Origin of the sequence: Arthrobacter sp. YAF16 (genome assembly GCF_052113385.1) — a bacterium.
Classification (GTDB): domain Bacteria; phylum Actinomycetota; class Actinomycetes; order Actinomycetales; family Micrococcaceae; genus Arthrobacter.
Genome location: NZ_JBFRDC010000010.1, coordinates 64,951 through 72,626, shown reverse-complemented (window position 1 = coordinate 72,626; position 7,676 = coordinate 64,951). Strand labels below are relative to the sequence as shown.

Here is a 7,676-nt window from a genome sequence, read left to right as displayed (position 1 = left end):
GTCGCGGTAATCGATGGTGACCATGACCTGGGGCCGGAGCCCTCCGGTGGCGGGCAGTGCGCCGGAAGCCAGGGCCACTTTGCAGGCGCCGACCAGGCCGTCGAGGGATTTCTGCGGCCTCGACCGCCGGTCGAGCAGTGTTTCTTCGGTGCCCGCCACGCCGCCGGCCGCGCTGCCGGGTTCGCTGCCCGCGCTCCCGGTTGCCGCATCATCGGGAGCCTCGGTGCCGGTGCGGGGGTTGGTGGCGGTGTTCATCACGGTCAGCAGGTGTTCGAACTGTTCGGTCGTGGCGAAGATTTCCAGATGTTGCAGGCCGTGGCGGGGTTTCCGGAGGAACGCGCCCTGTAACTGGCGCAGGACCTCCTCGGAGGGTTCGGCGCCGTCCTGGTCGATCGCGTCCGTCCAGCGCCTCGCGACCCGGGCCAGGAAATCCGGGTCGTGCTCCACTGCGGTCCGGGTCAGGGCATGTTCCATCCGGGCGGCCGTCTCCGCATCGCACAGCGGCCGCACCCGGGCCAGGGCGAGGGTGATGATGGTCGCGGACCGCGACGGGACCGTACCGGCGGCCACGGCGTCGGCGAGTTCCTCGCGCAGGGGCGGGAGCGGCTGGCCGGTGATCCCGGTCCGCGGCAACACGTCCCCGGCCAGGGCCAGCCGGCGGTGGGCCTCGACGGCGGTGATCTGGAGCCGGTCCCGCAGGAACTCGCCGGTCTTGCGGTAGCCGTCATCGAGGACCGGGGCGTTCTCGGCGGCAGCCTCCTTGCGGGTCCGGTTCACCGCCCCGGCAGCAACAACCTGCAGGTATTCCAAGGCCCGGGCAGCCTCTTCGACCCCGGCGGCGAACTCCACGGCCTCACCGAACCCGAACAGCGCCGCATCCCCGGCCGCCGTCGCGGTCAACTCCCGTAGCTGTCCCAGAACGCTACGCAGTGACCGACCCCGGCGGACATCATCGCCCGGCCAGCCGGCCGGCCGAGCAATGAGGGCTGCACTGGTTCCCATGAATCAATTCTGCCGTGGACCTACGACATTATTGCCCGCACCGGAACAGCCGTCGCCCTCTTAGGACGGGGGCGGCAGCGGCGCGGAACCTGCACGGGACCGGCCACGGAAAACCCCCGGACATCACCACCCGGCCGCCTGGAGCAAAGGCGACCGCGGCACTGATTCCCATGGACCAATCCAAGCAGGAGGGTAGGACACATTTTGAAACAGCTCACACGCGGCCCGGATCCGCCAGACGGCGGCATGACAGACTAGCCGGATGGACAGCTCAGTCTCCCCGCAGCCAGCCCAACAGGACCCCGCTGAAGATCTGTCGGCCGCAAGCGCAAAGCCGGAAGAGCAGGAAACGCCCCCGCGCAACCCGTACCTCGAGCCCCGCCGGCCGCTCGGACCGCGGGACCCCGGCGATGCCTGGGTGGAAGGCGAACACGGCCGCTTCTGGGGCCGCTTCGGCTCCGCGGGACTGCTCGTCCATGATGCTGCGAAGGGTGTGCTGCTGCAGCACCGCGCCACCTGGAGCGACCAGGGCGGAACGTGGGGACTTCCCGGCGGCGCCCTGCATCAGGGTGAGGACGCCGTCAACGGCGCGCTCAGGGAGGCCAACGAGGAGGCCGCGGTACCGCCCGAATCCGTCCGCGTGCTGTTCACCTCGGTGTTCGACGTCGGGTACTGGTCCTACACGACCGTGGCCGCCCAGGTCGTCGAGCCCTTCGAACCGGCCATTAGCGACCCGGAAAGCCTTGAATTGCAGTGGGTCAGCCTTGAGGGTGTGGGCGACAAAGAGCTCCACCCGGGGTTTGCGGCCGCGTGGCCCGCGCTGCGTCGCAGGCTTCAGGCTCCCCGCGAAGGTGACCGCCGCGATAGTGACGGAGCCGGCACGTCAGGCACGTCAGGCAAGTAACGCCAGCGACGACGACGGCGGCGCCACGTGGCGCTAAGGCCAGCGGCTCCGCCGTCGAACGGACGCCTGGGCCGTGCAGCTGGCCAGTAAGACTCTCAGCCAATCACAGCAGGGTGTCCCCGCAGGAAAGAGCAGCGCTCAGTACCGGCCCGGGACCTCGAAGGCGGCCAGTATCCTGGCAAGATCCTGCTGCAGCGTGGTCCAGCCCTCCAGGTCCTCGGGAAGCGCGTCGCGCTCGATCCGATGCGCAGTCGCCAGCGCGGCGATACCCGACGTCGTCAGGGCCACAGAGAACTGCCTGCGGTCGCGCTGGTCCCTGGTTCGGGTGACGAGGCCGGACTCTTCGAGCCGGCCGAGCACCTTCCCCAAGGACTGGCTCTGGACCGCAATCCGGCGCGCCAGCTGCTCCTGGTTCAACGGTCCCCCGGCCAAACCCTGGAGGGCTATCACGGCGGCGTGCGACAGGCCCAGCGCCGCCAGGGCCTGGTCCTTGCGCCGCTCTACCACCCGTGCGGCCATGGATAAGAGCTGATCCGTCCGCCACCTCTTAGTGGCCGGATTATTGTCCGCGCTCTCGCTCATCCGCGGCACCCGGACCGGCGCCCTTTGCCTGCTCTTTTCGGTTCCCATGTTGCTCGGGGAACGGCGTTCACAATGCTCATGATGCCTCCCTCGCTCCGGTGGACAAACTTAAGGTGCGCGGCTATCACACGCCGCACTCCGGTTCTACCATAAGCATGCTTACTATGTATTTGGCAAGTCTGCTTACTATTCGGCGGCGCCGGGGCACGGCAAGTAGCCCCACGTCGGGGGCTCCATCGGTTGGGCGGAAAACCGGGTCAGGCCTGCTTGGGCGCCGGGCGGCGGCGGTAAAGCCAGATGAGGCCAAGGATCGGCAGCAGCAGCGGGATGAAGCCGTAGCCGCGGCCAAACAAGGACCAAACCGTCTCGTGCGGGAAGTTGACCGCGTCGAAAAGACTGAGCGCTCCGACCACCAGAACCCCGATCAGCTCGACCAGGACGGCGGTCACGGACACCTTGAACCAGGTCCGGCCGGCCTTCGCGAGGGACACGGTCGCCACGATGTAGACGACGGCGGCGAAGGCGGACAGCAGGTAGGCAAGCGGCGCCTCGGAGAACTTGGTGAGGATCTGGTACCCGGCCCGGGCGGTTGCCGAGAGCGCGAACACCGCATAGACAGCAATCAGCAGCCGGCCCGGTCCGGTGTTGCGGGTATCCTTCGACGCCGGGCGGGCGGTCCCGGCGGCGGTTTCGCTCGGCTGCCCGGCGGTGGTCCCGGCGTCGCCGCCAGTGTGCTGTGAAGCCGTCATGTTCTTCTTTGCCTCTTCCACGTCAGTACCAGATCTGGTTCATTCGGGCCGCCATCACCAGCGCGGTGACGCCGACAGCCGCCAGCACGAAATTGCTCCACCGGGTGCGTTCCAGGATGGCCCAGTACACCGCGCCGACCGGGAGCATCAGCGCTGTGACCAAGTAGCCCCAAAACTCCCAGGGCTCCCCCGCGATGTGCTCCCCCGACGCGACCCGGACAATCGAACCCACCAGATAGACCAGCAGGGACAGTTCGACGGCGGCCACCGAGAGGATTGTCGCATCGTTCGGGGCCTTCTTCAGGATGCCGGCACCGACGCAAAGGAGGGTGGAGAGCAGCCCTACCACCAGGATGATGTAGAAATACGCGTCCACGGCTAGCCCGCCGGCTCTGCGGAGGAAGGCGCCGAGGAAGGCGCGGAGGACGGCGTCACGGAGGCAGTCTTCCCGGCGGCCGGTTTTTCATTGTCCGGCGCGAAGACCAGCACGGGCTTGGCATAACTTCCGGCGTCGGCCAGCAGCGCCACGAGTGAGCCGTCCGGCGCGAACGCGGCCGCGGGCTTCTCCGGCGTTGCGGCATCCGGCGTGCCGGCAGCGGCACCCGCCGCGATCCTACGGCCGAAGGACAGTTCCGTGGTTTCTTCCGCCGTGAGCTCCCGGTTGGGCATGAGCGCCCGGGCTGCCTGAGACATCTCCAGGACGTCCAATTCCTCGGCCAGCTGCTCCAGGGTGCGCGCCTGCTCCAGGCTGTAGGGGCCAACCTGGGTCCGGCGCAGGGCGGTGAGGTGGCCTCCAACACCGAGGGCCTCGCCGAGATCCCGGGCGAGGGCACGAATGTACGTGCCGGAGGAACACTCCACGGTCACGTCCAAGTCCAGGGCTTCGCCGTCCTGCGTGCGGCGGAGTTCGTGGATGTCGAAGCGGTAGATCGTCACAGGCCGTGCGGCGAGCTTCACATCTTCCCCGGAACGGACGCGGGCGTAGGCACGCTCACCGTTGACCTTGATGGCACTGACGCTGCTGGGAACCTGCTGGATCTCGCCGGTCAGGGCGGCGACGCCGGCCCGGATGCCTTCCTCGGTGACCGCGGCGGCACTGCGGGTTGCGGTGACCTCGCCTTCGGCGTCGTCCGTGACGGTCGACTCGCCAAGGCGGATGGTGGCGGTGTAGGTCTTGGAGGTGCCCACGATGTAGGTCAGCAGGCGGGTCGCCTTGTTGATGCCGAGCACCAGCACCCCGGTTGCCATGGGGTCCAGGGTTCCGGCGTGGCCCACCTTTCGGGTACCGGCGATCCGCCGCATCCGTCCAACCACATCGTGGCTGGTCCAGCCTTGCGGCTTATCCACTATTACCAGTCCAGAAAGCACGCCTCCCAGTATATCCGCGCCGGGACGGCCCCCGGCGCGGACGCCCAGGCCTGGCAGCCGGCCACGGCTAGGATGGCAGACATGCCCGAGCTTGCAGCCCACGTCCGCGACGTTCCCGTCAACCAGATCCGCGAAATCACCGAGGCCGCCTGGCACACGCCCGGCGCGATCGTGCTGAGCATCGGCGAGCCGGGCTTTGCCCTCCCCCGGCACATCCTCGAGGCCGGGATGGCCTGCCTGGACCGTGACGAGACCAACTACACCCCCAATGCCGGCATTCCGGCGCTGCGGGAAGCCTTCGCAGCCAGATTCCGCGAGCACAATGCGACGCCGGTCGGCGCCGAACGGGTGTACGTCGTCGACGGCGCGCAGCAGGGCCTGCACTTTGCCATGACCTTGCTGCTCTCCCCCGGCGACGAAATCCTGATCCCCAATCCGGGTTACCCGACCTTTGCGATGACGGCCAGCCTGCTGCATGCCGTCCCGATCGGATACCCGCTCTACCCGGACCACGACTTCCAGCCGCGGATCGAAGACATCGAAGCACTGATCACGCCGCGGACCAAGGTCCTGATCCTCAATTCCCCGTCCAACCCGCTCGGGGCCGTGCTGGGCGAGGAACTCACCCGCAGCCTCCTGGATCTGGCCCGGCGGCACGATCTCTGGATCATCTCGGACGAGTGCTACGAGGCCTTCACCTATGACGTACCGCACGTCAGCCCGGCCCGCTTCGACAGCGACGTTCCCGGCGAGGCCAGGGTGTTCACCTCCCTGACCCTGTCCAAGACCTACGGGCTTACGGGGCTGCGCATCGGTGCGCTGATCTGCCCGCCGGGGATCGAGCAGCAGATGAACAACGTGATGGAGGCGATCGTTTCCTGCGTCGCGTCGCCCTCGCAGTATGCCGCGCTGGCAGCCCTGACCGGCCCGCAGGACTACGTCAGCCACGCCCACGCGCATTACCGGGCCAATCGGGACGCCGCCTCCGCCGTGCTGGAGTCCAAGGGCATCCCGTTCCTCACCGCGCAGGGCGCCTTCTACCTCTGGGCCGACGTCTCGCACGTCAGCGGCGGAGACGTTCGGGCCTGGGTGCGGCGCTTCCTCGGGGACTCCGGAGTGTCCTTCGCCCCGGGCACCGCGTTCGGCTCCATCGGCGAAGGCTGGATCCGGATTGCCCTGTGCGGCAGCCAGGCGGAGCTTGTGGAAGGCCTGGGCCGGCTCCCTGCCCGCGACCCGGCCGTCTAGTCCTACCGCCCGGGCGCGCCAGGCAGTAGCCTGACCAAACGCGGGTGCGGGCGGATTCACGGCGGGTGCGCGGCTGGCCCGGGAGGAGGACCTCATGTGGTGGCAGGACTTGTTGTGGGGCATCTGGAACGGGCTCACGGCCTGGATTGTGCTGATCGCCCACGTCTTCGGGGCCTGGCGGGAGTTCCCCTTCTACAACATGGGGCGGGCCGGCAACTGGTATGACTTCGGCTTCCTGCTGGGGATGGGCTCCCCGCTGCTGGGCGGCCTGGGCGCCCGACGGCGGCGCTGAGGCAGCGACGCCGGCCGATCCGGATCAGGGTTACCGGCTCAAAGCCGGATTTCGTCTTCCGGCAACGGCAGCGGCGCCTGCGCCGCGCTGAAGGACATCTTGACGATGAAGTGTCCCTCGGAGCAGTTCCTCGCGATGATGGCCCCCGCTTCGCCGGCCAGCTTCACCCCGAATTGAAGTTCCAGATGTTCGGGAGCGAGCTCCCTCATCACGTCGGCAGCGGCCCTGGCTGCCGGCCTCACCGCGGCAAGGGCGTCTTCAAGCCGCCGGCCGGCGTCGAGGATGCCGAGTTCGTTGCGCGCCGGCCGTTCGACGCCGAAGCTGCCTTCCTCGACCTCCACCAGCACCGTTCCCGACCCGACCTCGTAGCGCAGGATTTCAGTCATTGCTTGCTCCCTTCGGGCCGGGCTGCCAGCGCACCGTCCAGCCAACTGCGCAGGGCAGCAGCCGGCGGGGCTCCCGCCTGCCGTGCCACGACCTTGCCGTTGGCGATCACCAGCATGGTGGGAATCGCCTGCACATCGAAGCGCCGGGAAAGCTCCGGAGACTTGTCCACATCCACCTTGACGAGTTTGACCCGGCCGGCCCGTTCGTGCGCCAGTTTGTCCAGTACCGGGCTGACCATCCGGCATGGGCCGCACCACGCCGCCCAGAAGTCCACCAGGGCGGGCACCGGGGACCGCTCCGCGACGGCGGCAAAGTCTGCGTCGCCGGCCTCGACAATCCACGGCAGGTCCCGGCGGCACTTGCCGCAGCGCGGGTGCCCGGCCGCAGCGGCCGGTATGCGGTTGGTCGTGCCGCAGAGGGGGCACTTGAGCAGCGTCGTCGTCACGGCCGGTCGCCGCCGTTCCACTTGCCCGCAGTCATGCCTCCATGGGACGCTCGGGCCGGCACCGGGCATAGAGTCCAAAGTCCTCCGGAGCCCCGGCGGACACAGAACTGGCCGGGCCCGTTTCCGGGTCCGGCCAGTTCCGGCGGTGCTGGGGTTACTTGTTGCTGTCCTCGTCGACGTCGCCGTCGGCGGTGAGGTCAGTGTCCTCTTCGTCGAAGTCGTCTTCGTCGAGCTCGATGTCCTCCGGGATGTCGCTCTTGTACGGATCGGCGTCGCCGGCGTGCTTGGCGCTGGCGGCCAGGGCCGCAACCTCGGCGTCGCGCTTCTTGGCCTCACGCAGCAGTTCCTCAAGGTTCGAGGCCACCACGGGGATCTGGTCGGCCACGAATTCCAGCGTCGGCGTCAACCGGACGGTGATGTTGCGGCCGACTTCCTGGCGCAGCACACCCTTGGCCTTCTCCAGGCCCTTGGCCGCGTCGGCCTGGGCCACCTCGTCGCCGAAGACGGTGTAGTAGACGGTCGCGTGCTGCAGATCATTGGTCACACGCGCGTCGGTTACGGTCACGCCTTCCAACCGGGGATCCTTCACCCTCCGGCCCAAAGCCTCAGCGACGACAACCTTAATCCGCTGCGCCAACTTGGCAGCCCGTGCGGGATCAGCCATTTCCACTCCTAAAAAATTTGGATGTACGACGACGCCGA

The 7,676-nt window shown here is 68.2% G+C and carries 11 protein-coding genes; 3 read left to right on the top strand and 8 right to left on the bottom strand.

Going from position 1 to position 7,676, the window contains the following annotated elements; translation table 11 throughout:
- Positions 1 to 1,002 (bottom strand): DUF222 domain-containing protein (locus AB4Y91_RS15765; protein ID WP_441419368.1); only part of this gene is annotated, 1,002 nt, incomplete at its 3' end.
- A 313-nt stretch (positions 1,003 to 1,315) separates the two neighbouring features.
- Here AB4Y91_RS15765 and AB4Y91_RS15760 point away from each other — a divergent pair.
- Positions 1,316 to 1,906 carry an NUDIX domain-containing protein gene (locus tag AB4Y91_RS15760; protein WP_441419371.1) on the top strand — a complete coding sequence of 197 codons (591 nt, stop codon included), beginning with the start codon at positions 1,316 to 1,318 and terminating at the stop codon, positions 1,904 to 1,906.
- A gap of 138 nt (positions 1,907 to 2,044) precedes the next feature.
- Here AB4Y91_RS15760 and AB4Y91_RS15755 read toward each other — a convergent pair whose 3' ends face one another.
- From AB4Y91_RS15755 to truB, 4 genes are all read right to left on the bottom strand, one after another.
- Positions 2,045 to 2,425, bottom strand: a complete 381-nt coding sequence (locus AB4Y91_RS15755) for a MarR family winged helix-turn-helix transcriptional regulator (protein WP_441419367.1) — start codon at positions 2,423 to 2,425, stop codon at positions 2,045 to 2,047.
- 320 nt (positions 2,426 to 2,745) lie between these two features.
- Positions 2,746 to 3,237 carry a hypothetical protein gene (locus tag AB4Y91_RS15750; RefSeq protein WP_441419366.1) on the bottom strand — a complete coding sequence of 164 codons (492 nt, stop codon included), beginning with the start codon at positions 3,235 to 3,237 and terminating at the stop codon, positions 2,746 to 2,748.
- Between the two features lie 22 nt (positions 3,238 to 3,259).
- Complete coding sequence (locus tag AB4Y91_RS15745) at positions 3,260 to 3,613, bottom strand: hypothetical protein (protein ID WP_441419365.1); 354 nt, start codon at positions 3,611 to 3,613, stop codon at positions 3,260 to 3,262.
- A 2-nt stretch (positions 3,614 to 3,615) separates the two neighbouring features.
- Positions 3,616 to 4,605: a tRNA pseudouridine(55) synthase TruB gene (gene truB, locus AB4Y91_RS15740; protein WP_441419364.1), complete on the bottom strand. Its 990-nt coding sequence runs from the start codon at positions 4,603 to 4,605 to the stop codon at positions 3,616 to 3,618.
- Between the two features lie 81 nt (positions 4,606 to 4,686).
- Between truB and AB4Y91_RS15735 the strand changes: the two genes are divergently transcribed.
- Together AB4Y91_RS15735 and AB4Y91_RS15730 are read left to right on the top strand one after the other, a co-directional pair.
- On the top strand, positions 4,687 to 5,850 hold the full coding sequence (locus tag AB4Y91_RS15735; protein WP_441419363.1) for a pyridoxal phosphate-dependent aminotransferase: 1,164 nt from the start codon (positions 4,687 to 4,689) through the stop codon (positions 5,848 to 5,850).
- 94 nt (positions 5,851 to 5,944) lie between these two features.
- Positions 5,945 to 6,142 (top strand): hypothetical protein, encoded by a 198-nt coding sequence (locus AB4Y91_RS15730; RefSeq protein ID WP_175323187.1) that lies wholly within the window; start codon positions 5,945 to 5,947, stop codon positions 6,140 to 6,142.
- Between the two features lie 38 nt (positions 6,143 to 6,180).
- Here the strand turns inward: AB4Y91_RS15730 and AB4Y91_RS15725 are convergent, their stop codons facing one another.
- From AB4Y91_RS15725 to rbfA, 3 genes are all read right to left on the bottom strand, one after another.
- Positions 6,181 to 6,528 (bottom strand): CU044_2847 family protein, encoded by a 348-nt coding sequence (locus AB4Y91_RS15725; protein WP_441419362.1) that lies wholly within the window; start codon positions 6,526 to 6,528, stop codon positions 6,181 to 6,183.
- Positions 6,525 to 6,995: a thioredoxin gene (gene trxA, locus AB4Y91_RS15720; RefSeq protein WP_441419361.1), complete on the bottom strand. Its 471-nt coding sequence runs from the start codon at positions 6,993 to 6,995 to the stop codon at positions 6,525 to 6,527. Before trxA ends, AB4Y91_RS15725 begins: the two co-directional genes overlap by 4 nt.
- Before the next feature lie 133 nt (positions 6,996 to 7,128).
- The gene (gene rbfA, locus AB4Y91_RS15715) at positions 7,129 to 7,638 is read right to left on the bottom strand and encodes a 30S ribosome-binding factor RbfA (protein WP_441419360.1); all 510 of its coding nucleotides are present in this window, start codon (positions 7,636 to 7,638) and stop codon (positions 7,129 to 7,131) included.
- Positions 7,639 to 7,676: the final 38 nt, after the last annotated feature.

Bases quoted from the DNA above. Each gene is read 5' to 3' on its own strand.
- AB4Y91_RS15755 (WP_441419367.1), bottom strand. From the start codon at position 2,425: ATGGCCGCACGGGTGGTAGAGCGGCGCAAGGACCAGGCCCTGGCGGCG.
- AB4Y91_RS15750 (WP_441419366.1), bottom strand. From the start codon at position 3,237: ATGACGGCTTCACAGCACACTGGCGGCGACGCCGGGACCACCGCCGGG.
- AB4Y91_RS15735 (WP_441419363.1), top strand. From the start codon at position 4,687: ATGCCCGAGCTTGCAGCCCACGTCCGCGACGTTCCCGTCAACCAGATC.
- AB4Y91_RS15730 (WP_175323187.1), top strand. From the start codon at position 5,945: ATGTGGTGGCAGGACTTGTTGTGGGGCATCTGGAACGGGCTCACGGCC.
- AB4Y91_RS15725 (WP_441419362.1), bottom strand. From the start codon at position 6,528: ATGACTGAAATCCTGCGCTACGAGGTCGGGTCGGGAACGGTGCTGGTG.
- rbfA (WP_441419360.1), bottom strand. From the start codon at position 7,638: ATGGCTGATCCCGCACGGGCTGCCAAGTTGGCGCAGCGGATTAAGGTT.